Below are 24748 nucleotides of genomic sequence, written 5' to 3' on the forward strand. Positions count from 1 at the left end.
GAAACCCTTTTAGTTGAACTAAAGGGTTTTCTTTTTTGAGATTTCATGTAAAAAGGTTGTATGAAAGGCAAGTCTTCTTTTATTATTATTAAGTATGAAAAAAGGAGAATGACGAGATGAATTCAAATTTAGAAAAAGATATACTATCACGTCGTACTTTTGCCATTATCAGTCACCCTGATGCTGGGAAAACGACGATTACAGAAAAGCTTTTACTATTTGGTGGTGCCATTCGTGACGCAGGGACAGTAAAAGGGAAAAAAACAGGTAAGTATGCAACGTCTGACTGGATGGAAATTGAAAAGCAACGTGGGATTTCGGTTACTTCATCCGTAATGCAATTTGATTATAATGGTTCTCGTGTGAATATTTTGGATACCCCTGGTCACCAAGATTTCTCTGAGGACACATATCGTACATTAATGGCTGTGGATAGTGCTGTCATGGTAGTGGATGCTGCCAAAGGGATCGAGGCCCAAACATTAAAGCTATTTAAAGTTTGTAAAATGCGTGGTATCCCTATTTTTACATTTATCAACAAATTGGATCGTCAAGGGAAAGAGCCACTTGAGTTAATAGAAGAGCTTGAAGAAGTACTTGGCATAAACGCTTATCCTATGAACTGGCCAATCGGTATGGGGAAAGAGTTTCTTGGTATTTACGATCGTTATAATAAACGTATTGAGCAATTCCGTACAGATGAAGCTGAACGATTCTTACCAATTGACGACAATGGAGAGCTTGCTGTGGAGCATCCAATGAAAGTTACTTCTTATTATTCACAAGCAATGGATGATGTTTTACTGCTAGATGAAGCTGGAAATGCCTATTCTGAGGAAAAAATTCGTCGTGGAGAATTAACACCTGTATTTTTTGGTTCAGCATTAACAAACTTTGGTGTGCAAACGTTCCTTGAAACCTATTTACAATTTGCACCGACACCTCAGCCTAGAATTACCGAAGATGAGCAATTTATTGATCCTGTTGAACATGATGAGTTTTCAGGTTTCATTTTCAAAATTCAAGCCAATATGAATCCTGCCCACCGTGACCGCATTGCCTTTGTACGCATTGTTTCTGGTAAATTTGAGCGCGGAATGAATATGACATTAGCTCGTACAGGTAAGTCATTTAAAGTGACTCAATCTACACAATTCCTTGCAGATGATCGTGAGACCGTAGATGAAGCGGTTGCGGGAGATATTATTGGGTTATATGATACAGGAACTTACCAAATTGGGGACACTGTTGTAGGTGGCAAGAAAACATTCCAATTTGAAAAATTACCGCAGTTTACACCAGAGCTATTCGTACGTGTAACAGCGAAAAACGTAATGAAATCAAAGCAATTCCATAAAGGGATTTTACAATTGGTACAAGAGGGTGCTATTCAATATTATAAAACGCTGCATACAGAGGAAGTCATTCTTGGTGCAGTTGGTCAATTACAATTTGAAGTGTTTGAGCATCGTATGAAAAATGAATACAATGTGGAAGTAAGAATGGAGCCAATCGGTTCTAAAATTGCACGATGGATTGAAAACGAAGAGGATGTTAAAGAGTCCATGTCTTCTGGTCGATCTATGTTAGTGAAAGACCGCTTTGATAATCTTGTTTTCCTATTTGAAAATGAGTTTGCCATGCGCTGGTTTGCTGATAAAAACGAAAACATTAAACTTTATAGCCTTCTATAATTACCAAACACGAATCGACAATTTTGCGATTCGTGTTTTTTTGCAAGGAAAATTGACACTGTTTGTAGAATATAGACAGTATTAGGAAATATATTGCACGACGAACTAATTGAAGGGGGCTTAGCTCATTTATAAATCGGCTATCCTAGAAAGGAAGAGGTAGAAAAAGGAGTTTGTTTATATGAATATTAGTCATTTTTCCATTAAAAGACCCGTCTTTACAATTGTTACGATGCTTTTTGTCATCCTGTTAGGCGGTGTTTCCTTATTAAAAATACCGATTACGTTAATTCCAGAGTTAAATCCCCCCATAGGTGTTGTTGTCACTTCTTATCCTGGGGCAAGTCCAACAGAGGTGAATGAGAAGATAACGAAACCATTAGAGGCTACACTTGCCACCTTACCTGGCATAAAAAAACTACAGTCAACCTCACAAGAAGGCTCTAATTTAATTATGCTTGAGTTTAATTGGTCCACGAATATGGAAGATATCCAACTCGATATTTTACAGCGAATTGATATGACACCGCTGCCAAATGATGCGGGCAAGCCTAGTTTTTTAAAGTTTGATCCGTCTCAATTTCCCATTATTCAACTATCATTACGTGCAGAAAATAATGATGTAGATGTACGTTTATTAGCAGAGGACTTAGAAAAAGAACTGCGACGGACAGAGGGTGTTGCAAGTGTAAATGTTTCTGGCAAGTTGATCGAGGAAGTTCAAATAATATTAGACGAAGCAAAGCTAGTGGAAAAAGGCTTAACACAAGCAGACATTATACAAATTATCCAAGCGAATAATGTATCTCTCCCTGGTGAACCTGTTTCAACAGATGATGGTAAGCTGTTAACAACACGTATTGTAAGTACATTATCGTCACCTGAAAGTATTGCAAGTTTGATCGTTTCAGTGAACCCGTTAACAGATGAAGCGCTAATTGTGAGCGATCTTGCAACCGTAGAGAGGACAGAGCAACAATCTATTACGACAACTCGTGCCAATGAGCATCCAGCAGTCCTTATGTCCGTTTTACAGGAATCTGGCGCGAATACAGCAGAAGTTTCCAAAGCGTTTCAGCAAACATTAGATGAACTACTAAAGAAAGAGCAATATAAGGGAATAACGGCAGACATTCTTGTCGATCAAGGTAATTATGTAGATTTAGCCATTCATAACATTGGCTCTTCTTTAATTTTAGGTGGATTATTTGCGATGTTCATCCTATTTGTTTTTTTACGTAGTGTAAAGAGTCCAATCATTATTGGTATTGCTATTCCTTATTCGGTTATTGTGACATTTGTGTTGATGTTTTTTGCGGATTTTACCCTTAACATCATGACACTAGGTGCTCTTGCACTGGGTATCGGTATGCTAGTGGATAATGCCATTGTTGTTATTGAAAATATCGAAAGACATTTAGGGCTAGAAAAGGATCCTATCACTGCAGCGCAGGAAGGAACTAAGGAGGTTGCACTTGCTATTACAGCTTCCACGTTAACTACTATAGCCGTATTCATTCCTGTTATGTTTATCGAAGGATTGATTGGACAAATATTTACAGAATTCGCCCTAACGATTTCGTTCAGCCTAATCGCTTCTCTAGTAGTTGCGCTTACTGTCGTCCCAATGCTAGCAAGTCGTCTTTTAAAAATGAAAAATACCAATTTTTATGAGCAGCGCAGTAGCTCTAAATTTTACAACCATTATAAATCCTCTATTGTATGGGTATTACGGCATCGACTGCTAATTCTAATTTTCACGGTGATGTGCTTTGGTTTATCCTTATTTGGGCTGACTAGAATTGGTACAGAATTTTTACCATCTACCGATGAAGGATTCACATCTATAAGTGTCAATCTTGAAAAAGGTGTCGCTGTATCGGAAACAGAAAAGGTAGTGAAGCATATTGAGGAGCGCTTGAAGCAGGAAAAAGATGTGGATGTTTATGTTAGCTTAATTGGGGGTACGCAACAATCGCAAGCGCGTGGACAAACGAGCGCCAATCAAGCTGAAATGTATGTCAAACTAGTACCATTAGCAGAAAGGCAACGTTCCATTTTTGAATTTGTGGAAGAGCTAGAGCAAGATATAAAGGGAGAGCTTGGAGAGCAAGCTGATATTACATTTAATGTATCAACAGCAACGGGTTCGTCACCACATACATTAACGTTCCGATTAACAGACTCAGATGAACAAAGGCTACAGCACACTGTTAAAAAAGTGCAGCAAGAGCTACAAGCGATTCAAGAAGTAACAAAGGTTTCAACGGATCTAGACCAGACTGTGCCAGAGATTCAAATTGAAGTTGATCGAGAAAAAGCAAAAGACTACGGTTTTATCCCAGCACAAATTGCTCAAACCGTGAACCAAATGACAAAAGGACAATTAACGTCTCAACTACTTACTGAGGACGGCGCTGTATTACCCGTTTATACGGGTTTTGGACAGGTATTTAATACGAGTATAGATGCGCTAAAAGCCATGCAGCTTCGTTCTCCAGCAGGATTGTTTGTGAAATTAGAGGATGTTGCTACTGTATCTATACAAGAGGGACCCGTGTCCATTCGTCGTTCTGATCAGGCAGCAGCAGTAGCCTTTTTTGTAGATTATGAAACAAAGGAATCATTGGGCGGCATTTCGGCAAAAGTAGATAAAGCATTGACCCAAGTTCATTTACCGCCTGCTACTCAAATTGTTTTTAGTGGGGATCGAGAGCTTTATGATAGTGCAATTGACGATATGCTATTAGCAGTTATGCTAGCAATCGTACTAGTTTATATTGTAATGGCTGCGCAATTTGAGTCATTTAAATATCCGTTTGTCATCATGTTTACAGTCCCATTAATGATCATCGGTGTGGCGATTGCTATGTTCGCAACACATACTTTAATCGGTGTGACGTCTGTCATCGGTATTTTAGTGCTTGTAGGGATTGTCGTGAACAATGGCATTGTGCTTGTCGATTATATTAACCAGCTAAAGGCGAAGGGCATGTCTGCTTATGAAGCTATTTTACTGGCTAGCCAAGATCGTCTTCGACCGATTTTAATGACGGCATTAACGACTATTTTAGGACTGTTTCCACTAGCGCTTGGTATTGGTGAAGGAACAGAGATGAACCAACCGATGGGGATTGCGGTTATTGGAGGCCTTGTAACCTCGACATTGCTAACATTGTATATTGTACCGATTATCTATAGTTTAGTGGATAAAGAAACAAGAAAGATGCGCTAGATTTCAAGGGGGAATAGGAGATGAACGTCCATTTTTTTACTGGATTTCCTGGTTTCATTTCAAGTCAACTCATTCGGACATTATTCCAAAAGAGACAGACACAACAAGTTATTGCGATTGTGTTGGCAGGTGAAACCATTAAGGCAGAGCAGGAAAAAAGCAAAATAATAGAAGCTTTCCCTGACTGTTCAATTCATATTGTAGAAGGCGATATTACGCTGCCAAATCTGGGTTTAGACGATCAAATAATCAGTGGAATTGTACCAAAAATAGAAGTGCTTTGGCATTTAGCCGCTATTTATGATTTAGCGGTACCACGTGATCTTGCATGGAAAGTGAATGTCCATGGTACAACAATGGTCAATGATTTTGTGCGCACCTTACCGAATTTAAAACGCTATATGTATTTTAGTACAGCCTATGTGGCAGGCACACGTGAAGGGATACTGCGTGAAAATGAACTCATTCGGCCTCCAGCATTTAAAAACTACTATGAGGAAACAAAATATGAGGCCGAGCTTCGAGTTGAAGATTTAAAATCAGAAATACCACTTACGATTATTAGACCTGGGATAGTGCGAGGGCATTCAATGACAGGTGAAACCATTAAATTTGATGGACCTTACTTCTTTTTAAATTTAGTAGAACGAATAAAGGGTTTACCCTTTATTCCATACATCGGCCGATCGACATCAACGATTAATGTCGTGCCCGTTGATTATATTTTAAATGCCTCAGTTTTTGTAGTGAATGAACAAGGTGCAGAAGGCAAGACACTTCATTTAACAGATCCCAATCCTCACCCTGTACAGGAAGTATACCGTACTATGGTGAAATTAATAACGAATGTCTATCCAAAGGGACGTTTCCCATTTATATTAGCAAAGCTATCGTTACAAGTTCCTTTTATTCGAAAAAAACTTGGAGTTGAACAAGAAACGCTGGATTACTTAACATGGAATGCCACATTTGACACAGCTGAAGCACAGCAAATTTTACAAAAAGGTGGTATTACATGCCCTGATTTTATACAGACGATGCCAAAAATGATTGCCTTTTATTTAGCACATAAGGAAGAGAAGAGCTATCAAATTCAGATTAAGTAAAAACAATATAGATATTTTTGTCAGTTGTAAATGATAGTGCTATAATGATGGAAAGAAGATACCTTCGACAATTTGTCAAAGGGGAGTAGCTAACAGGAATGATATGTCCTGGTTTCACATTCGTCAAGACATGGTTATGACCATCGGGTGTGATAGTGAATGGCTCTATACGTAATGACGTGTAGATTGATGTACCATAAAAGAAATAGGTACGAATTTACTTAGCGAGACCTTTGCCTGAATTAGGGCAGAGGCTTTTTTCTTTTGTACTTTAGATAAAATAGTCGTTTTAGGGATAGAGCTTAGAGGAGGCACTAGAATGGAAGCAATTATATTACAATACGGCTGGGTGTTAATTGTCCTTGTTGTATTAGAAGGATTACTTGCAGCTGATAATGCGGTAGTGATGGCTGTGATGGTCAAGCATTTACCACAGGAACAGCAAAAAAAGGCGTTATTTTATGGACTATTTGGAGCACTGATTTTCAGATTTTCCGCCTTATTTGTTATTACAGTATTGGTAAACTATTGGCAAATCCAAGCAGTCGGTGCGGCCTACCTATTGTTTATGTCTGCGAAAAATATATATGATTTGCGTAAACATAAAGATGATGAAGAGGAAACAGCTGAAAGAGCAGAGAAAAAGGGTTCTGGATTCTGGTTAACGGTTCTTAAGGTTGAAGCAGCAGATATTGCATTTGCTATTGATTCGATGCTGGCAGCCGTTGCGATCGCTGTAACTTTGCCTCACTTAGGAAATTTTGATATTGGTGGCATCAATGGAGGACAATTTATTGTCATGCTTCTTGGTGGATTTATCGGTGTCATTATGATGCGTTTTGCAGCACAATGGTTTGTTAAAGTATTGAACGATTATCCTTCACTTGAAACGGCAGCATTTCTTATCGTTGGTTGGGTCGGTGTGAAGCTCGTTATCTTAACATTAGCTCATGAAAAAGTAGGGATATTACCTGTAGAGTTTCCTCATTCAACTGCCTGGGAATTAACATTCTGGATAGTCTTACTAGGCATTGCATTTGTGGGCTACCTAGTGGGAGTTCGTCATAAAAAAAATAATTAGTATCTAAATGGGAGGAATAGTTGTTACTATTTCTCTTTCTTTTTTTATGTATCTTTTCTATACTATTATCTATCTAGTTGGGCATCATATGTGGGAGGAGTTGTTAAAGTGCCTTGGAAAAAATCATCAAATAGACTTGTCACACCATTTCAGGTACTTGTTTCTTATTACTTTATAGCTATAGCGATTTCCTTCCTGTTATTACGACTTCCAGGCGTTCATCAAGAGGGCGTAAGAATTTCCTTTTTAGACAGCTTGTTTACAGCAGTAAGTGCAGTTAGTGTCACGGGCTTAACAACGATTACTATTTCGGAAACCTATACAACCTTTGGGCTTGTGATGATTCTTGTTATTTTACAGTTAGGGGCCATTGGTATTATGTCACTTGGTACCTTTGTGTGGCTGCTAGTAGGGAAAAAAATTGGGATGCGTGAGCGTCAATTAATTATGATTGACCATAACCAGTATAATTTGTCCGGTGTTGTGAAACTAATTCGTGAAATCATAAAGATTTTATTTGGCATTGAAGTTGCGGGTACGATTATTTTAACGCTACATTTCACCAATTATTTTGATACATTAGAAGAAGCCTTTTTACATGGGATATTTGCTTCCATCTCTGCTACAACAAATGGTGGTTTCGATATAACTGGAATGAGCTTACTGCCATTTCATGATGATTACTTTGTACAAATGGTTACAATGGTACTGATCGTGTTAGGTGCTATCGGCTTCCCAGTATTAATCGAATTAAAAACGTTCTTGCTCAATCGACGTGAGAATTTTCGTTTTAGTTTATTTACTAAAATTACTACATCCACATACGCTATTTTATTTGTTGTAGGTGCACTTGTCATTTTACTTCTTGAATCTTTCCATTCCTTCAAGGAAATGTCCTGGCACGAGGCGCTATTTTCGGCGATGTTCCATTCAGTATCAACAAGATCGGCTGGATTGACAACATACGATGTTACGACATTTAGTGAAGCAACAGATATATTTATGAGTTTCCTTATGTTCATCGGTTCTTCGCCAAGCTCAGTTGGTGGAGGGATTCGCACAACTACTTTTGCCTTAGCTATTTTATTCTTAATTACTTTTGCTAGGGGAAGAGAAGATATTCAAGTATTTGGGCGAGAAATTCATTTAATAGATGTCTTTCGCTCATTCGTTGTTATTTTATTAGCATTTTTTATGGTGTTAATTGCTACACTTATCTTACTCATCACAGAGCCACAAGCATCACTGATTCAGATCATTTTTGAAATCACTTCAGCGTTCGGTACTTGTGGTATGTCGTTAGGAATCACCGAGGACTTATCTGTCATTGGTAAAATCATTATCATTATTTTAATGTTTATCGGTCGAGTAGGGTTAATTTCCTTCCTTTACACACTTGGTGGTGGGGGTAGAGGGAAAAAATCAAGCTTCCATTATCCAAAGGAACGCGTAATCATTGGGTAATTATACAGAAACGATGGTATATAAGGGCTTTGTAAGGGACAATCATTAGATTGCCCTTTTTTGCCCCTGAAAGTTCAATTTTCTAGATAATCACTGAATTTTTTGAGGGGACTTCTTTCATGTTCAGTGGTTACATGTAAATAGCTATTTGCAGTTATCTCTCTATTTTTGTGAGCAAGAATGGTACTAACATATCTACATCAGCTTCTTACTTCATAACTGAGAGTGTGTATGCATCTTGAAATACTCATGCTAACTAGGGAGCATAACACATTACTATTAATATGATTCTAAAAAAATAATTACTCTATTTTGACCAATCAATACTAATATATAGTTTCTAAATATTGGTATCTTATAATAGTTTAAAGTAAAAGATTATTTTATGAATAAAACGAATTTACTGGTAAATATTATAAGTATAGTAAATGACTTTCTTCTATTATATATAGATAAAAAGAAGTAATTTGTCGAAAGTTGTCATTACAGGTGTATATACATAAGGGAATACCCTTTGTTCGCGTCCCCTATCAAAAGTTAATTTTAAGGAATTAAAAAGTAATTGCCTTAATATAGGTAGTTCAAATACAATAAAAAACACATAAAAAGGCTACACGAATAAATGCGTAATAATGGGGAATGTTTTAGAAGAAAATGATACTTAATAAAGAACATTCCTGCGTATTTTTCATTAAAAAAGGTGAAAAATACGAAATTGTCATACAATTTTCAAAAAATTTAAAATTGTTTTTCCCGCATTTTTAAAATTTTTGTGGGTATTATTTACAAAATAGAACTAGCTTGTCTTTAAGGCATTTGCCCTAAACTTTTGGAGGGAGGCTATGAATACTTGACTAACTCATTTAGTTAGTCGAAGAAAGTACATATACAGTCATGTTATTTTTGTGAAAAGGATTTAAGAATTGTTTAAGAAAGAAAAAAACTAGTCCTGACTGTTAGCACAGGACTAGCTTTTATTATTAACTAGAGTGGATAGATGCAAAATATGGTTGCTGACCGTGACGGAAATAGGTTAACAGATAGCCATTTTTTTGTACAATTTTGCCATTTAGGAAATTGTGATAGTCAAGGCCATGAGGGATAATCAGTGTATGCTTAAACAACTCTTTCTCAGATAGCTTAAAGCTAGCAAATTCCTCGCCAGCGATAGTAGGATCTTCGCGTAATGCTTGATAAAGGGCTTTTTGTTGCTCTTCTGTTGGGCGTTCATTCCACCACAGCTTACGTGGTTGGAACTGCTGTGCCATTAGATAATCAAGCTGCATGAGACTCTGGATAATATTTAAATTCACGCCCTCCACAGTTTCCAAAAACATTAATAAACGGCGGAATAAATCTTCCAACTGATGGCCAATACGAGACCAACCTTTTGTTTCCCAATACGTCCCAAAGTTTTGGAAAAAATCAAATGGTGTGTCAAAGACCTCAGTAACTAAGTATTCAATCGTATGATCCATCCGATGGTCATTCCAATACTTCTCAAGAACATCCTCTGCATGTTTAATGCGTACGATATCATCAAAGGTTAGCACATTATTTGAAAAGATTTCGTAAGGAGAGACATCCACATAGGTATAACCAAACTTTTCCGCTTCTAATCGAAGGCCTGTACCACGTAAAAGCTTTAAAAATCCTAGCTGTAACTCTTCTGGTCTCATCGCAAAAACGTCATTAAACGTTTGACGGAAGCTTGCGTAATCTTCCTCTGGTAGACCAGCAATTAAATCTAAATGTTGATCTATTTTTCCGCCATCCTTCACCATTGTTACCGTTCGTTTTAGCTTTTCAAAGTTTTGACGACGTTTCACGAGTGTATTGGTTAAATCGTTTGTAGATTGTACGCCAATTTCGAAACGGAACAAACCTTTTGGTGCATTGTCATTTAAGAATTGAATCACCTCAGGGCGCATAATATCTGCAGTAATCTCAAATTGGAATACAACACCAGGTTTATGTTCATCAATTAAAAACTGGAACATTTCCATTGCATAGCTACGGCTAATATTGAAGGTACGATCCACGAATTTAATTGTCCGAGCTCCGTTATCCATTAAAAAACGAATATCTTCTTTTATTTTTTCACGGTTAAAGTATCGTACACCTACTTCAATAGAAGATAAACAAAATTGGCAACTAAATGGGCAGCCTCTACTTGTTTCGATATACTGAATGCGTTTACCTAAATGGGGAAGATCCTCCTCAAAGCGGAATGGACTTGGTAATTCACGCAAATCAATTTTAGGTGGCATAGCGTGAATTTTGACTTTTCCATCCTCTAAATAACAAATGCCTGGAACATCCTCTAACAAAATTTCACCGTGGAAATAGCGTAATAATTGTTTGAAAGAAGTTTCTCCTTCGCCCATGACAATAAAATCTACCTCGGGTATTTGACGTAACCAATGATGAGAATCGTAAGAAACCTCAGGACCTCCTAGCAAAATTTTAACATTTGGACAGACAGTCTTTAACATTTTTATAACGTGAATGGTTTCTTCTATATTCCAGATGTAGCAACTAAATCCAACAATATCAGGTTTTTTTTGGAATAAATCTGATACAATATTAAAAGCAGGATCCTTAATAGTGTACTCTGCTATAATTGGATTAAATTCTGGTAAAGCGGCGCCTTTAAGATAGCGCAATGCTAAATTTGTGTGAATATACTTTGCATTTAAAGTAGTTAAAATAGTATTCATGCAATAATCTTCCTTTCAACATCTTATTGTATCAGTCAAGTATCTGACATACAATATAATTCTTTTTACCTATTTATTTTGTGAACGGTTCGTGAAATAATTTAAAATACTTAAATTTACTAAATTTTGTAATAATAGAATCGTGCTGTCATAAAGTATAGTAAAGGCTCAAAATTCGATTTAGAGGTTTTTTACTCTTTTGAAAGGTTCGGTGAGAAAGTTGAAGCAAAATGATATTAATCAATGTTTTGGAAATCTTATGAAAAGTACTTCGTCACCAACACTTATACTCAATAAAGCAGGGAAAATTTTGAACGTTAATGAGGCTGCTATTAAACGTTTTAATCTTAATTTAACGTATATTGGCTATTTAGCTATGGACGAGCCATCTAATTTTAAATGGACTAAATTCGTCAAACAATTACAAAATGATTTACGTTCAGAAGAAATTTTTAATATTCGTACAACTGGAAACGACTATGAAATGCTGTCTTTTAAATGTTTTTATGATCCTAATACAGAAGAAATTGTTGCGCAAATTTCTACACTAAATGATGATGTTGCTCATAAATTATACATGAGTCAGGCGCATGAAAGATCACAATCTTTTAATGCATACGATTATTTACCTTATGCTGTTATTGTAAGTGATGCTAGCGGTATTATTCTTGGGCTTAATAAGTATGCGGAAATGTTTCTGAAAGTTGAAAATTCGCAGTTGCTCCATAAAGCACATCAACATATATTCGATTCATTTACATTGAAAAAGGGACAAATTACATCATACCTGTCTAAGCTGATGGGTGACAAGCATGCAAGTATTCATGTAGTCGATGAAACACAAGTAAGCAGAACTTGCTATTATGAAATTTCCAGTATTTTCGATGAATACAATAATATTATTGTCACGGTTATCAATGATGAAACAGAGAAAAAACAACTTCAGCATAAAGTCGAGCATCAGCAAGCATTAAATGTTGTGGGACAGATGGCTGCAAGTATTGCGCATGAAATTCGTAACCCATTAACTTCTTTAAAGGGATTTACTGAATTATTAAAGTTAAATGCTGATGATGAATCACGCATGTATCTCTCTGTTATTGACAGTGAGCTTCAACGGATGGAACAAATTTTATCCGAGCTTTTAGTGTTGTCTAAGCCAACGACGATGAAAGTTGAATTATTAGAACTGGATCATATTGTAAAGCAAGTCATTGAGTTTATGCTACCAGATGCACTCATGAAAAATATTATGATTCAGTACATTTCTCCTTCTAACCAAATTTATATCGGTGGCAACGAGAATCGCTTAAAGCAGGTGTTAATGAACCTAATTAAAAATGCAATGGAATCCATGAATAATGGTGGCACGATTACAGTTGAAATGGCGACAAATGACTGTGCGATTGTCGAGCTTATGATTAAAGATGAAGGGGTTGGCATGGACAGCACGACACTTCAAAACCTATTCCAGCCTTTTTACACGACAAAATCAACAGGGACAGGACTGGGCCTTGCTTTCGTGAAAAAGGTGATTGAAGAACATGATGGGGTAATAGGCGTTAATAGTGAACTACAGAAGGGGACATGCTTCCATCTGCAGTTCCCAATTTACACATTTAATCAACTTGATACATTGGAAGTATCCTCAAAAGATTCTGCTTATTTAGTAACGTAAATAGAGTAAAAATGGTGAGATAATTCACAATAAAACCTTCTAAATCATATAATGCTTTTGACAATGCTTTTCTAATATCGCTATAATGTCATATAAAGAGCGAAGTGAGAGGAAAAGAATATGAAGTCAGAAGATCTAAAACAATCTTTAAAATTATATATTGTACTATCGCGTGCATTGAAAGCGATCAATGAGACAACACATCAATTATTTCAGGATAATGGTTTAAACCCAACTGAATTTGCTGTTCTAGAGCTTCTTTACCATAAAGGGAGACAACCTTTACAGCAAATAGGCAATAAAATTTTGCTCGCTAGTGGGTCTATTACGTATGTCATTGATAAGCTTGAAAAGAGAGGCTATTTATTACGTGTTTCTTGTCCTTCAGATCGTCGTGTGACATATGCAGAAATCACTGGAGAAGGTGAAGCCTTTATGGCAGAGCTATTCCCAAAACACGAGCAGCATTTGCATGAATTAATGAGTGTGCTATCACCGCAAGAAAAGGAACAAGCAATTACGTTATTAAAGAAAATAGGCCTTTCTATTAAGGATTTATCTTATTAAAAAAGTTGTCTCATTGATTTGAGACAACTTTTTTATAATGGAAATAAAAGGACGATAGACAATGTCTATCGTCCTTATTGTCTTACTATTTTTTAGAGATAGTGGCTGCCATATTAAGCATAGCATCTGTTAAATCTTGTTTATCGTTATCGTGAATTGTTAATTTTGTAATGAGACCATCTTTTTCAAAAACAACCCCAATAACTTTCTCTGTGTCAAAGTCTACGACATAACCCTCGATATGTTGAACATTTTTAAATGCTGCTAATTCTTCAGTAGTTAAAGCTACTGTTTCGCCTACAGCATTCATATAATCTTGCATAGTTGTTTTCACTTCATCAAAGCTTGATTGTGATGCTTCAATTGTTTCAATACGCATAAACACTTCGTCATCATCATTAGATACTAACATATCTTTACCTGGTTCTTCCTGTGTCATTGTAAATCCTGGAAGCTGTTGTAGCTTGTAGGTTTGATTGACACTTTCAGACTGAGTGGCTGTTTCCGTTTTATTTTCGCCTTTTTGTACGTATTTCACATCTTGTTGTGGCTGTTTAGAAGTATCCTCTGTATTTGTATCATCTGATGCAGGAGTTTCCTCTTCTTCTTGTGATTCGCCTGCAGTTTCATCTCCAGATGGTTTTTGATCAACACCAGTATTGGATGGCTCATTTTGTTGAGCATCTGAATCCCCTGTTTTATCAGAGGTATTACAACCTACAACTAATACGGCTGTTAGTACTAATGCAAGAATTGAAAATAATTTTTTTTGCATAAAAAACCCTCCTTTTCTAAATTAAACGTTTGTAAAGATAAAATGTTTCCAAAATTAAATGTTATGATGTTAAAGGCAACACTAAAAATAATAATAGTACAAAAACGACATGAGCTACAATAACAAGTGGCATACTTTTTTTCCACTCATAGATGAAGCCCCAAATAATACTTGCCAAAAGTACAGCTATAACACCAAGTATAAAACCACTTAGAGCAATTGATATCGCACACAGTATGGCAGTTACTATAACAGCCAACGATGGACGCATAAAGCGTTTTAACTGCTGTTGGATATAACCACGCCAAAATAGTTCTTCACCTATGGCAACGATGAATACGAGTAAAACATAGTGCCAAATATTTTGTGGTCCATAGTTTGTTAAAAACTTTTGAACGGATTGTACTAAATTATTATTAATATATGGAGCGAGCCAGTAACCAAAGCGAATGATACCATATGTGATGGTACCGTATCCAATACCAAAGAGTAAAAATTGCCATGTAGGTAATTTATCTTCAATGGAGCCAGCTAAGATGGCGATGGCAATACATACTAATAAAGTAAATGCATACATGTACCAAAATACTGCTTGGTTAGCAAAGGTAAAAGCAAGCATGCCATAAACGAATAATAAAGAAAGGAGAAATAGTAGTGTTTGTTTCGAATTTGTTAGCATATTCGACCTCCATACTTTAATTTTATCAAAAAAATAGCCCCTTATCATCTATAAAGACAAATAGGGACTATTCGGACTATTAAGCTTCATTAGTATATAAAATTTTATAACGTTTATGATTGACGACCGTTTTCTCTTCAATCTCAAGGGAATCAAAATTCTCCATATATGTTAAATTAACAATCACCGAATTTTCATTTACCTTTTCGACAATACCTTGTAGACCATTTTTAAACTCGATAATATTTCCAACTTCAGCTATTTTCACAGACAGTCAGCTCCTTCATCGACTAATAATATACAGTTTGCATGAAAATTTGGGAAACGTAAAGCTTTTTTTAAATAATTCATAATTTATTACACAAAAGATGAAAAGAGAGGTATAAAATAAATGGAAAAATACGAAAATATGCTTAAACAATTACAAAACGGGGAAATAGAAAGTATTGAAATTCAAAAGGAAGATTTTTATGAATTTCGCGAAATACTTGTAAAGCATCCTTTATTTAAACATTATAGGGGTGAGGCCAAACAAAATGGACGGATTATATATACTTATACTGAACTTCCGAGAAGTTAAAATTTGTCGAACATTGTCGTAAGTTAATGCTGTAAGAAATAAAATATAAATGTATAATAATGGTATGATTATTTGTGTGTGGAGGGTTGTATGAATGGTCAATCTACTCTTGAAACAAATGGAACAAACTCGTGAGATGATGATTCGCTCAGGTGTAGAAAACGGGTTACAAAATGCAAAAACCATTCAACTGAGTCGCAGATTAGATCAGTTAATGAACACTTATTATAGACAGATGGCATTTGAGGAAGAAAAAGACCAAGAAAACTAAAAAGATTGTTCCAGTATTCAGAGTAAAAACATTTTAACATATATGTTTAAAATGCATTTCAATGGGGAATAACTTACTATGAACACAGCAACATTCTCATTTCCCCCTTTAGAGCAGTGATCCCCCAATCACTTGCTCTCTTTTTTTTCGCTTATTCGGTATATATGTCATACATAAAAAGTTTAGTACAAGTTATGGGAAGAGTTTGAATTATATGTTTCCTTCACCTAAACTGAAAAGATACAGAGTTTGGATTCTCACAGAGAGTGCAGATATTCTAAAATAAAGGAGCATGTACATATGACGAAGAAACGTATAGCATTTATTGGCACGGGTGTGATGGGTGCTAGCATCATTAAACATTTAATAAAAAATGGGCATGAAGTATCTGTGTTTACGCGGACAAAGGAAAAAGCAGAACCTCTTGTGGCATTGGGAGCGTCTTGGGCAAGTTCGCCAGCAGCAGCATTTAAAAATCGTGACATTGCCTTCACAATGGTTGGATATCCTTCAGATGTTGAGGAAGTATATTTTGGGCAAAATGGTCTTTTCCAAACAGCAGAGCAAGGTAACATTGTCGTTGATATGACGACTTCAGAGCCTTCCTTGGCAAAGAGAATTTATGAGCACGCCCTTTCAATGGGTGTAGAGGCTTTAGATGCTCCTGTTTCAGGTGGTGATATAGGAGCACAAAATGGTACATTGTCCATTATGATTGGTGGCGATCAAGCTACCTATGATAAGGTATTGCCAATTATGAAGCATTTTGGGGGAAATATTGTTTATCAAGGTGAAGCGGGTGCTGGGCAACATGCAAAGATGTGCAACCAAATTGTCATTGCTTCAGGTATGATTGGAGTGTGCGAATCACTAGCATATGGTTTAAAGGCAGGTTTAGATTTACCGACGGTATTACAATCAATCGCATCAGGGGCAGCTGGCTCATGGTCTTTAAGCAATTTAGCTCCACGCATGATACAAGGGGATTTTGCTCCAGGCTTTTATGTTAAGCATTTTGTCAAAGATATGAAAATTGCTTTAGATGAATCCAAAAAAATGGGTATCTCTTTACCAGGGCTTTCATTAGCATATGACATGTATGAGAAATTGATTGAAGAGGGCTATGGTGATAATGGTACACAAGTTCTTCTAAAGTATTATAAATAGTGGCGTGAATAGGAAACCTGAAGTCTCTTTATTTCTTGGGAGACTTCAGGTTTTTTAGTACTACTCTTTACCAAAAAGTTGAGAATCTAAAGAGAAGTTAGATGCTCCTGCTAAAGCAAAATAAAGAGCTATAGCGCCTAAAGCTAAATCTAATTCATAACCAGCCAATCCATCAGCTCCGATAAAGCCAATGCTTAGTTTTGCTGTAAAGATAGCAACGATCATTGTAATCGTTAGTAAAGCGCCAAAGATTCTAGTGGCTAAACCTAAAATAATGGCAATTCCGCCTACTAATTCAATAATCGCAACGATATACGCCATAAATCCTGGTATACCTAGACTATCAAAGAAGTCAGCTGTGTAGCTGATTCCACCTTGAAACTTTTGAAAACCATGTACGGCAAAAATAATGCCAAGAACGACACGTAAAATAGTTGAACCAATCATTTGCATAATAAAATAACTCCTTTTCTTTAACTTACATTTCGTAACCTAGTTTATTTTTAAAAATAACTTTTGTCAAGTAACTTAATGTATTTTTAGAATTGGTTTTTTAGAAAAAGTGCTATACTGTTAAATAGGAACTAACAACAATGGAGGCTAGTAGATTGGATCAAAAAAATATTTGTCCACGATTTGAAAAAGCACTCATGATATTAAATCATCGATGGAATACTTTGCTAATTTATCAGTTGCTCGATGGTCCACAACGTTATTCAACCATTAAAAATCAGTTGAATATTAGCAGTCGTGTTTTAACAGAACGATTAAAGGAGTTAGAGACAGAGCAAATCGTGTTACGTACAGTAATTCCTTCGACACCAGTTGTCATTGAGTATGAGCTTACGGAAAAGGGATATGCTATTGCGCCAGTGCTAAAAGCAATTGAACAATGGTCTTCTGACTGGGTGACACTAAATGAAAAATGATAAAAAGGTATTCAAGTGAGGGGCTTGAATACCTTTTTATCGTGTTGAAATACAAACAATCAATAGAATTTGTGAAAGGTGAAAATGGATTTCCGTTGCAGGCTACTTGCTTTCCTGTGGGCGAGCGCCGAGCCGCTTCCTCCGCTACCGCTCCGTTTAGGGGGCTCGCCTGTCTCGCTATCCCACGGGAGTCAAGTAGCCTTCCACTCCAATCTATAAAAATGTTTCTTGTTAGCAAAGGTTTTCCAATAAAGTGAAGGGTATTCACTACTCTTTATGGTGGGGTGTTGTCACTCATCACTTCTCCACATTGTAAATAAGAGCCTATCCTCTCTCTAATAATATAAATAAAAGACTATTTTGTTCAGGAAAAGACACTGGAGCGAACGCAGTGAGCGCAGCGGCTCATCGGACGCCCTCTGGAAAGGACGCTGGCGGAACGGAAATCACCTCCCCTCACCTTGTCAAAAGATCTTTTTTGATTTACACGGAAAACGATGGAAAATGAGTGTTCATTTATCGGTCATTTGGCAGTTATTTTTCAATGAAATTGCTGTTATATTGTAAATAATATTAATTTTCTTTAAAAAAAGATATTTTTTATTACAGAGAGAGGTTAATTGATTATTATAGAAAATAGAGGGGAGGTTTTATATGAAGAAAGGTACAGCAATCGATGTACAGCATCGAAGTCAGTTAGCCATTTATTTATCATTGCCAATACTTTCATGGGCATTTTATGATTTTGCGAATACAATTTTTTCTTCAAATATAAATACAATTTTTTTCCCGTTTTACATGGATGAAGTGCTGGGTACGAATGAAGTCATGCAACAAGTAGCAAGCACCTTTATATCCTACGCCAATGCGATTGCAAGCTTGTTGCTCGTTATCTTTTCACCGCTTTTTGGGGTTTGGATTGATAACACTGGCTACAAAAAGAGGTTTATCGTATGGTTTGCATCTATTTCCATTCTTTTTACATTTATGATGGGGATCTTTGCAAATGTACAATCGACAACCAACTACTCAGGTGTCCCTCTTAGTTTATTTTTAGTAGTTGCAAGCTTTGTCATTGCAAAATTTTTCTTTAATTCAAGTCTAGTATTCTACGACTCTATGATGGGTGATTTAGGAACAAAAGAAGAGATGCCATTAATCTCAGGGTATGGAGTTGCAATTGGTTATTTGGGCACACTTTTCGGATTACTTGTATATTTATATGTCGGTAACAGCGATTTTCACCGAGCGTTTATTCCAACAGCTATCTTGTATTTATTATTTTCATTGCCATTATTTTTAATTAATAAAGATACACCTATTCCAAAAGCGCAGCGCAAGTCCATAAAGTTTTTAGACGGCTATAAAGAAATCATTCAAACTTTTAAGGATATGAAGCAATATAAGGCCATTTTTACGTTCATGATTGCTTATTTCTTTTTAAATGATGCCATTGCTACGACGATCGCCATGATGGCTGTTTATGCTACGGCAATTGTTGGATTTAGTTCTGGTCAGTTTATCGTTCTTTATTTGGTCTCTACGGTATCAACAATCATTGGTTCTCTTGCATTTGGCTATATAACGAAATCCATAGGAGCTAAACGTGCCATTACGATAGTTGCGCTCATTATGATTATCGCTTTAGTGTTCGCTGTTTTTGCCTCAGCACAATGGATGTTCTGGCTAGCAGGTAGTCTATTTGGGATATCCCTTGGATCCATGTGGGTGACATCTAGGACCTATATTATTGAATTATCACCATATGAGAAACGCGGGCAGTTTTTCGGCTTATTTGCCTTTTCAGGTAAAGTATCATCGATTATCGGTCCAGCCGTATATGGAACAGTGACATTATGGATGAAGGATTATGGCACCCTTGCTAGTCGTGTCGCGTTATCAACATTAATAGTGATGACAGTAATCGGCCTATTGGTACATCTAAAAGTTAATGATAAAAATGGAAATAGCAAGTAGGAGAAATGTATTGCCTATGATACAATTGAATTATAAATAGATGTAGAGAAAGGAGCGGGATTGCATTGGAACATAAAGGAATATTATTAGAAAGTGGCACAAATGAGCTAGAAATCGTTGAATTTGAAGTAGCAAACAATAAATTCGGCATCAATGTCATTAAAGTGAAAGAAATTATTCAACCGATACCAGTAACATTTATCCCACACGCGCACCCGCATGTAGAAGGAATTATTCAATTACGAGGTGAAGTATTACCGGTTGTAGATATGCTGCGAGTATTAGGAATTCAAGGTGCGGAGCGTAATCCTCAACAAAAATATATTGTGGCTGAATTCAATAAGCAACGTGTTGTTTTCCATGTAGATAATGTGACACAAATTCATCGTATTTCATGGAATCAAATTGAAAAGCCATCTGATATGTATCAAGGTGGGACATCACAAGTAATTGGCGTAATTAAACAAAATGAACAAATGATTCTATTGCTAGATTTCGAAAGAATTATGGTGGATATCAATCCTGAATCAGGAATTAGTGTGGAATCTGTTAAAAAGCTTGGTAAACGTGAACGTTCTGGAAAGCGTATTTTAATTGCAGAAGATTCACCATTATTACGCAAATTATTATTCGATACAATGAGCGAAGCTGGTTATGACAATGTAGAATTCTTTGAAAATGGTCGCGATGCTTATGAATACTTAGAAGGAATTGCGAATAGTGGTAGCGATATCGCAGAACATATTCAATTAGTGGTAACTGATATTGAGATGCCACAAATGGATGGTCATCATTTGACACGAAAAATCAAAGAGCACCCTGATCTTCAAAAGCTTCCTGTCATCATTTTCTCAAGTCTCATTACAGACGATCTTCGCCATAAAGGGGATCAAGTAGGAGCAGAAGATCAAATTAGTAAGCCAGAAATTGCAGAGCTCATTTTACGTGTTGACCAACTTATTCTGTAATGGTAATGACTTACAAGATACTTCACAATTTTAATAATGGGTATCCTAAAAGTAAAAATAAATGAAAGAAAAGTCGGATGCCTTAAAAGGGTGCCGACTTTTTTGTATAGGTCCACATTTTATGAACAAAATAGGCTTGGAGGATGTGATGATTTGAATGAACTAAAAACAGCCATTATTGATATCGGCTCCAATACCATTCGATTAGTATTATATCAGTATGATAATGAAGAGGGGCTTCGTGAGCTAGGAAATATTAAAACGGTAGCACGTTTGCGTACATATATATTGCCTTCAGGAGAAATGTCTGAAGAAGGTATTCAAGTGTTATCAGAAACTTTATTCACATTCAAAGCGATGCTAGAGGATTTTGAAATAACTGATGTCAAAGCAGCTGCAACTGCTGCTATCCGACAAGCCACTAATCGAGATCAAATTATAGAGGAAATGAAAAAACGAACTGGTATCCAAATTGAGCTTTTATCAGAAGAAGAAGAAGCCTATTTTGGCTATGTTGCAGTTGCCTATTCCATGGGTACAAAATCGGCCGTAACAATTGATATTGGTGGTGGAAGTACCGAAATTACGCTCTTTGAAAATAAAGAAATTCAGCAATCACATAGTTTTCCATTTGGGACAGTTTCTTTAAAGCAACGATTTGTAAAAGGCGACATTATGAATAGTAGTGAAAAAGTGGAACTCATTGCCTTTATTAAAGAGCAATTTCAAACACTCCCTTGGATACAAAATGTCGCATTACCTATTATCGCAATTGGTGGTAGTGCGCGGAATATTGTACAAATTCATCAGCAAAAGCATGACTATCCAATTGCAAGTGTGCATGGCTACGAAATGTCTAAGGCAGATTTGGATGATTTAAGCTCATTTTTAGGTCAACTAAGCTTTCAGGAATTGAAACAATTAGATGGGCTTTCATCGGATCGCGCAGATATTATTGTACCTGCATTAGAGGTATTTAGAGTGTTAATGGAGGCGGTTGGTAGTGGGACATTCCAACTGACAAAGAGAGGTTTACGTGAGGGACTCATTTTTCAACGGATTTTGCAAACAGATGCACAGGCCTTTGATAAATACAATGTATTTGAAGGGAATGCAAGAAGATTAGCACGTCAGTATGGTCGAACTGAAATGGAAGTTGATTATTTAATGAATTTAGCAGACCAATTGTATCGTGAATGCTGTCATTTAGGTTATTTGCAATATCATCCAGAAGATTTGCATTTATTGTCGAAAGCGGCCAAGGTTTTTAATATTGGAGAGTATATTGAATTAAGCTCTTCCAGCCAACATACTTTTTATTTAATCGCAAATCAATCCATTGATGGTTTAAATCATTTAGAACGAGTAAAACTAGCACTTCTTGCATCCTATAAAAATAAAGATTATTTTGAACGATTTGCCGCTCCGTTTGCAACATGGATGGATCGTGAGGAATATCGCAAATTACGAGATTTTGGAGCGTTATTAAAATTTGTCTATGCGTTAAATGTGTCAAAGCGCAATGTTGTTCATGCCATTGAGATGCGCACAGAAGAGGATCATGTACAACTGGATATTTATGTGAAAAAGAATGCAGCTGCTGAAAAGTATCAAGCCAATCGCCATAGAAAACATTTAGAACGAGCATTAAAAATCCCAATGAGGATCAATTTTATTGAAGAAGGGTGGAACAATGGATGACAACTGAAGTAACGAAAAACGAGCTACATGAGGAAGACTTTTCAGAAAAACATAGTCGGTTATTAGAGGAGATTGCCAAGCCTCAGTACTATAATAATCGGGAATTGAGCTGGCTTGCCTTTAATGAACGAGTATTAGAGGAAGCGGAGGATATCAATAATCCTCTGCTAGAGCGTTTGAAATTTTTAGCTATATTTAGCTCAAATTTAGATGAATTTTTTATGGTGCGTGTTGCAGGGCTACAAGATCAAGTTCGAGCTGGCTTTCATAAACCTGAAAATAAATCTGGATTAACACCAAAGGAGCAGTTGGCGAAAATTGCAGAGCGTACACAAGCATTAGTTCGTCGACAGACAGAAGTTTATCGTCATTTAATCTATGATTTGCTTCCACAGCATAATGTACATATTGCAGATATGAAAGATTTAAACAGAGCACAAAAAGCATTTATCAATGAGATGTTTGCGGAAACAATCTTCCCAGTTTTAACCCCTGTAGCAGTAGACGCGTATCGTCCTTTCCCAACATTATTTGGTAAGACATTGAATTTACTCGTACTGTTAGAGCAGGATGAGACCGAAGTTGAAAGTCGGGAAAAAGTAGCCATCGTACAAGTCCCTTCTGTTCTAGACCGTTATATAAAAGTGCCATCCGAAGAAGGGAAAACAATTGTTGTTTTATTGGAGGACGTGATTGTAGCGCATATTGAAAAGCTATTTTATGGCTATAGTGTAAAATCAGCACAAGCTTTCCGTCTAACAAGAAATGCAGATTTAACGATCCATGAAGAGGGGGCTCGCGATCTGCTAGTTGAAATTGAAAAGGAACTAAAAAAACGAAAATGGGGCGTAGGGAGCCGTTTAGAAGTTCGAGTTGGAGAAATGAATGAGGAAGTACTTCAATATTTATTAGATGAATTTGAAATTGAAGAAACAGATGTGTTCCATATTGATGGGCCTTTGGATTTAACCTTTATGTTCTCTTTTGTTAAAGGTATTTCTGTTGGTCGCGAGCATCTAGAATATGAAAGCTTTATTCCACAGCCACCTTTAGATTTACAATCAGATGAAAATATTTTTGAAAAAGCTCTACAACAAGATATATTTTTCCATCATCCATATGAATCGTTTGCTCCAATTGTTGATTTTATTGCAGAGGCAGCGGTTAACCCAAATATATTAGCAATCAAGCAAACATTATATCGAGTAAGTGGCAATTCACCAATTATACAAGCATTAAAACTTGCGGCTGAAAATGGCAAACAAGTAACAGTGCTAGTTGAACTAAAGGCTCGTTTCGATGAAGAAAACAATGTACACTGGGCAAAACAATTAGAACAAGCAGGCTGTCTTGTGATTTATGGCATGAATAATTTAAAAACGCACTCTAAAATAACACTAGTTGTTAGTCGTCGTAACGGTAAAATTGAGCGTTTTGTCCATCTTGGGACAGGAAATTATAATGATGCTACTGCAAAAATTTATACGGATATGGGCATAATAACTACAGATAAAGAGTTTGGCATTGATGCGACAAACTTCTTTAACTACTTAAGCGGCTATACAGAAAAGCCTACCTTTAATCATTTAGTCGTGGCACCATTTGATATTCGAGATGAATTTATTCGTTTAATGGATGAAGAAATTGCTTGTCATAAAAAACATGGTAATGGTTTTATTAGGGCAAAAATGAACTCACTGACAGACAAAGACTTAATGATGAAGCTTTATGAAGCATCTATTGCAGGTGTAAAAGTGGAACTCATTATACGTGGTATTTGCTGTATTAGACCAGGTATTCCTGGTATAAGTGAAAACATTACAGTGACAAGTATTGTTGGCCGTTTCCTAGAACATTCTCGTATCTATTGGTTCCATCATAATGGAGAAAATAAAGTCTATTTATCGTCAGCAGATATGATGACACGCAATATGATTAAACGTGTAGAAATATTGTTCCCTGTATATGCAAGTGAAGCAAAAACTCGTATTATTGACATAATGAATGCACAATTAATGGATACTGCGAAAGCACGTATTCAAGACTCGAATGGTAAATACCATTACAAAGAGTTTGATCGTAGCGAAGATCCGTTAAATAGCCAGGAAGTTTTCTTAAAGGATGCATTAAAGCCTACGCTAGACGAAGAATAGAGC

The 24748-nt window shown here is 36.4% G+C and carries 20 protein-coding genes; 15 read left to right on the forward strand and 5 right to left on the reverse strand.

Annotated features, from left to right (window positions below; genetic code table 11):
- Positions 1-116 precede the first annotated feature (116 nt).
- The 5 genes from NV349_RS03860 (at position 117) to NV349_RS03880 (ending at position 8580) form a co-directional block, all read left to right on the forward strand.
- The gene (locus NV349_RS03860; RefSeq protein ID WP_058845183.1) at positions 117-1694 is read left to right on the forward strand and encodes a peptide chain release factor 3; all 1578 of its coding nucleotides are present in this window, start codon (positions 117-119) and stop codon (positions 1692-1694) included.
- Between the two features lie 181 nt (positions 1695-1875).
- Positions 1876-4929 carry an efflux RND transporter permease subunit gene (locus tag NV349_RS03865; protein WP_271912451.1) on the forward strand — a complete coding sequence of 1018 codons (3054 nt, stop codon included), beginning with the start codon at positions 1876-1878 and terminating at the stop codon, positions 4927-4929.
- Between the two features lie 20 nt (positions 4930-4949).
- Positions 4950-6035, forward strand: coding sequence for an SDR family oxidoreductase (locus tag NV349_RS03870; RefSeq protein ID WP_058845181.1), 1086 nt, complete (start codon positions 4950-4952; stop codon positions 6033-6035).
- 319 nt (positions 6036-6354) lie between these two features.
- Positions 6355-7116 carry a TerC family protein gene (locus NV349_RS03875; RefSeq protein ID WP_058845180.1) on the forward strand — a complete coding sequence of 254 codons (762 nt, stop codon included), beginning with the start codon at positions 6355-6357 and terminating at the stop codon, positions 7114-7116.
- Positions 7117-7224: 108 nt separating this feature from the next.
- A complete protein-coding gene (locus NV349_RS03880) occupies positions 7225-8580 on the forward strand; it encodes a TrkH family potassium uptake protein (RefSeq protein ID WP_036125865.1) in 1356 nt (451 codons plus the stop codon).
- A gap of 980 nt (positions 8581-9560) precedes the next feature.
- On the opposite strand, the gene NV349_RS03885 is transcribed toward NV349_RS03880, so the two are convergent.
- Positions 9561-11300: a B12-binding domain-containing radical SAM protein gene (locus tag NV349_RS03885; protein ID WP_036125863.1), complete on the reverse strand. Its 1740-nt coding sequence runs from the start codon at positions 11298-11300 to the stop codon at positions 9561-9563.
- A 310-nt stretch (positions 11301-11610) separates the two neighbouring features.
- Between NV349_RS03885 and NV349_RS03890 the strand changes: the two genes are divergently transcribed.
- Both NV349_RS03890 and NV349_RS03895 read left to right on the forward strand, forming a co-directional pair.
- Positions 11611-12978, forward strand: coding sequence for an ATP-binding protein (locus tag NV349_RS03890; protein WP_244504793.1), 1368 nt, complete (start codon positions 11611-11613; stop codon positions 12976-12978).
- Between the two features lie 120 nt (positions 12979-13098).
- The gene (locus NV349_RS03895; RefSeq protein ID WP_036125858.1) at positions 13099-13545 is read left to right on the forward strand and encodes a MarR family winged helix-turn-helix transcriptional regulator; all 447 of its coding nucleotides are present in this window, start codon (positions 13099-13101) and stop codon (positions 13543-13545) included.
- 85 nt (positions 13546-13630) lie between these two features.
- Here the strand turns inward: NV349_RS03895 and NV349_RS03900 are convergent, their stop codons facing one another.
- The 3 genes from NV349_RS03900 to NV349_RS03910 form a co-directional block, all read right to left on the reverse strand.
- Complete coding sequence (locus tag NV349_RS03900; RefSeq protein WP_058845178.1) at positions 13631-14320, reverse strand: DUF8580 domain-containing lipoprotein; 690 nt, start codon at positions 14318-14320, stop codon at positions 13631-13633.
- A gap of 61 nt (positions 14321-14381) precedes the next feature.
- The gene (locus NV349_RS03905; protein WP_036125844.1) at positions 14382-14999 is read right to left on the reverse strand and encodes a CPBP family intramembrane glutamic endopeptidase; all 618 of its coding nucleotides are present in this window, start codon (positions 14997-14999) and stop codon (positions 14382-14384) included.
- 79 nt (positions 15000-15078) lie between these two features.
- Positions 15079-15267: a YkvS family protein gene (locus NV349_RS03910; protein WP_004224583.1), complete on the reverse strand. Its 189-nt coding sequence runs from the start codon at positions 15265-15267 to the stop codon at positions 15079-15081.
- Positions 15268-15390: 123 nt separating this feature from the next.
- Between NV349_RS03910 and NV349_RS03915 the strand changes: the two genes are divergently transcribed.
- The 3 genes from NV349_RS03915 to NV349_RS03925 all read left to right on the forward strand — a co-directional run bounded on the left by NV349_RS03915 (position 15391) and on the right by NV349_RS03925 (position 17017).
- Complete coding sequence (locus NV349_RS03915) at positions 15391-15579, forward strand: hypothetical protein (RefSeq protein WP_036125841.1); 189 nt, start codon at positions 15391-15393, stop codon at positions 15577-15579.
- 94 nt (positions 15580-15673) lie between these two features.
- Entirely contained in the window at positions 15674-15850 is a 177-nt protein-coding gene (locus NV349_RS03920; RefSeq protein WP_080717115.1) for an aspartyl-phosphate phosphatase Spo0E family protein, read from the forward strand.
- A gap of 300 nt (positions 15851-16150) precedes the next feature.
- Positions 16151-17017: an NAD(P)-dependent oxidoreductase gene (locus NV349_RS03925; protein ID WP_058845177.1), complete on the forward strand. Its 867-nt coding sequence runs from the start codon at positions 16151-16153 to the stop codon at positions 17015-17017.
- Between the two features lie 60 nt (positions 17018-17077).
- On the opposite strand, the gene NV349_RS03930 is transcribed toward NV349_RS03925, so the two are convergent.
- Positions 17078-17470, reverse strand: a complete 393-nt coding sequence (locus NV349_RS03930; RefSeq protein ID WP_036125836.1) for a DoxX family protein — start codon at positions 17468-17470, stop codon at positions 17078-17080.
- A gap of 155 nt (positions 17471-17625) precedes the next feature.
- Here NV349_RS03930 and NV349_RS03935 point away from each other — a divergent pair, with 155 nt between their 5' ends.
- The 5 genes from NV349_RS03935 to NV349_RS03955 all read left to right on the forward strand — a co-directional run bounded on the left by NV349_RS03935 (position 17626) and on the right by NV349_RS03955 (position 24745).
- The gene (locus NV349_RS03935) at positions 17626-17946 is read left to right on the forward strand and encodes a winged helix-turn-helix transcriptional regulator (protein WP_036125834.1); all 321 of its coding nucleotides are present in this window, start codon (positions 17626-17628) and stop codon (positions 17944-17946) included.
- A gap of 654 nt (positions 17947-18600) precedes the next feature.
- Positions 18601-19923 (forward strand): MFS transporter, encoded by a 1323-nt coding sequence (locus NV349_RS03940; RefSeq protein ID WP_058843413.1) that lies wholly within the window; start codon positions 18601-18603, stop codon positions 19921-19923.
- Between the two features lie 65 nt (positions 19924-19988).
- A complete protein-coding gene (locus tag NV349_RS03945) occupies positions 19989-20891 on the forward strand; it encodes a chemotaxis protein (protein WP_036125743.1) in 903 nt (300 codons plus the stop codon).
- 153 nt (positions 20892-21044) lie between these two features.
- Positions 21045-22592 carry a Ppx/GppA family phosphatase gene (locus NV349_RS03950; RefSeq protein ID WP_036125740.1) on the forward strand — a complete coding sequence of 516 codons (1548 nt, stop codon included), beginning with the start codon at positions 21045-21047 and terminating at the stop codon, positions 22590-22592.
- Entirely contained in the window at positions 22589-24745 is a 2157-nt protein-coding gene (locus tag NV349_RS03955) for an RNA degradosome polyphosphate kinase (RefSeq protein WP_036125738.1), read from the forward strand. The genes NV349_RS03950 and NV349_RS03955 overlap by 4 nt, the downstream gene beginning before the upstream one ends.
- Positions 24746-24748 lie beyond the last annotated feature (3 nt).

The sequence above is a fragment of the Lysinibacillus sp. OF-1 genome (assembly GCF_028356935.1).
GTDB lineage: Bacteria > Bacillota > Bacilli > Bacillales_A > Planococcaceae > Lysinibacillus > Lysinibacillus fusiformis_D.

Excerpts from the sequence above, each read along its gene's own strand:
- NV349_RS03860 (WP_058845183.1), top strand. The coding sequence starts at position 117 with ATGAATTCAAATTTAGAAAAAGATATACTATCACGTCGTACTTTTGCC.
- NV349_RS03865 (WP_271912451.1), top strand. The coding sequence starts at position 1,876 with ATGAATATTAGTCATTTTTCCATTAAAAGACCCGTCTTTACAATTGTT.
- NV349_RS03870 (WP_058845181.1), top strand. The coding sequence starts at position 4,950 with ATGAACGTCCATTTTTTTACTGGATTTCCTGGTTTCATTTCAAGTCAA.
- NV349_RS03875 (WP_058845180.1), top strand. The coding sequence starts at position 6,355 with ATGGAAGCAATTATATTACAATACGGCTGGGTGTTAATTGTCCTTGTT.
- NV349_RS03885 (WP_036125863.1), bottom strand. The coding sequence starts at position 11,300 with ATGAATACTATTTTAACTACTTTAAATGCAAAGTATATTCACACAAAT.
- NV349_RS03895 (WP_036125858.1), top strand. The coding sequence starts at position 13,099 with ATGAAGTCAGAAGATCTAAAACAATCTTTAAAATTATATATTGTACTA.
- NV349_RS03900 (WP_058845178.1), bottom strand. The coding sequence starts at position 14,320 with ATGCAAAAAAAATTATTTTCAATTCTTGCATTAGTACTAACAGCCGTA.
- NV349_RS03905 (WP_036125844.1), bottom strand. The coding sequence starts at position 14,999 with ATGCTAACAAATTCGAAACAAACACTACTATTTCTCCTTTCTTTATTA.
- NV349_RS03915 (WP_036125841.1), top strand. The coding sequence starts at position 15,391 with ATGGAAAAATACGAAAATATGCTTAAACAATTACAAAACGGGGAAATA.
- NV349_RS03920 (WP_080717115.1), top strand. The coding sequence starts at position 15,674 with ATGGTCAATCTACTCTTGAAACAAATGGAACAAACTCGTGAGATGATG.
- NV349_RS03925 (WP_058845177.1), top strand. The coding sequence starts at position 16,151 with ATGACGAAGAAACGTATAGCATTTATTGGCACGGGTGTGATGGGTGCT.
- NV349_RS03930 (WP_036125836.1), bottom strand. The coding sequence starts at position 17,470 with ATGCAAATGATTGGTTCAACTATTTTACGTGTCGTTCTTGGCATTATT.
- NV349_RS03940 (WP_058843413.1), top strand. The coding sequence starts at position 18,601 with ATGAAGAAAGGTACAGCAATCGATGTACAGCATCGAAGTCAGTTAGCC.
- NV349_RS03955 (WP_036125738.1), top strand. The coding sequence starts at position 22,589 with ATGACAACTGAAGTAACGAAAAACGAGCTACATGAGGAAGACTTTTCA.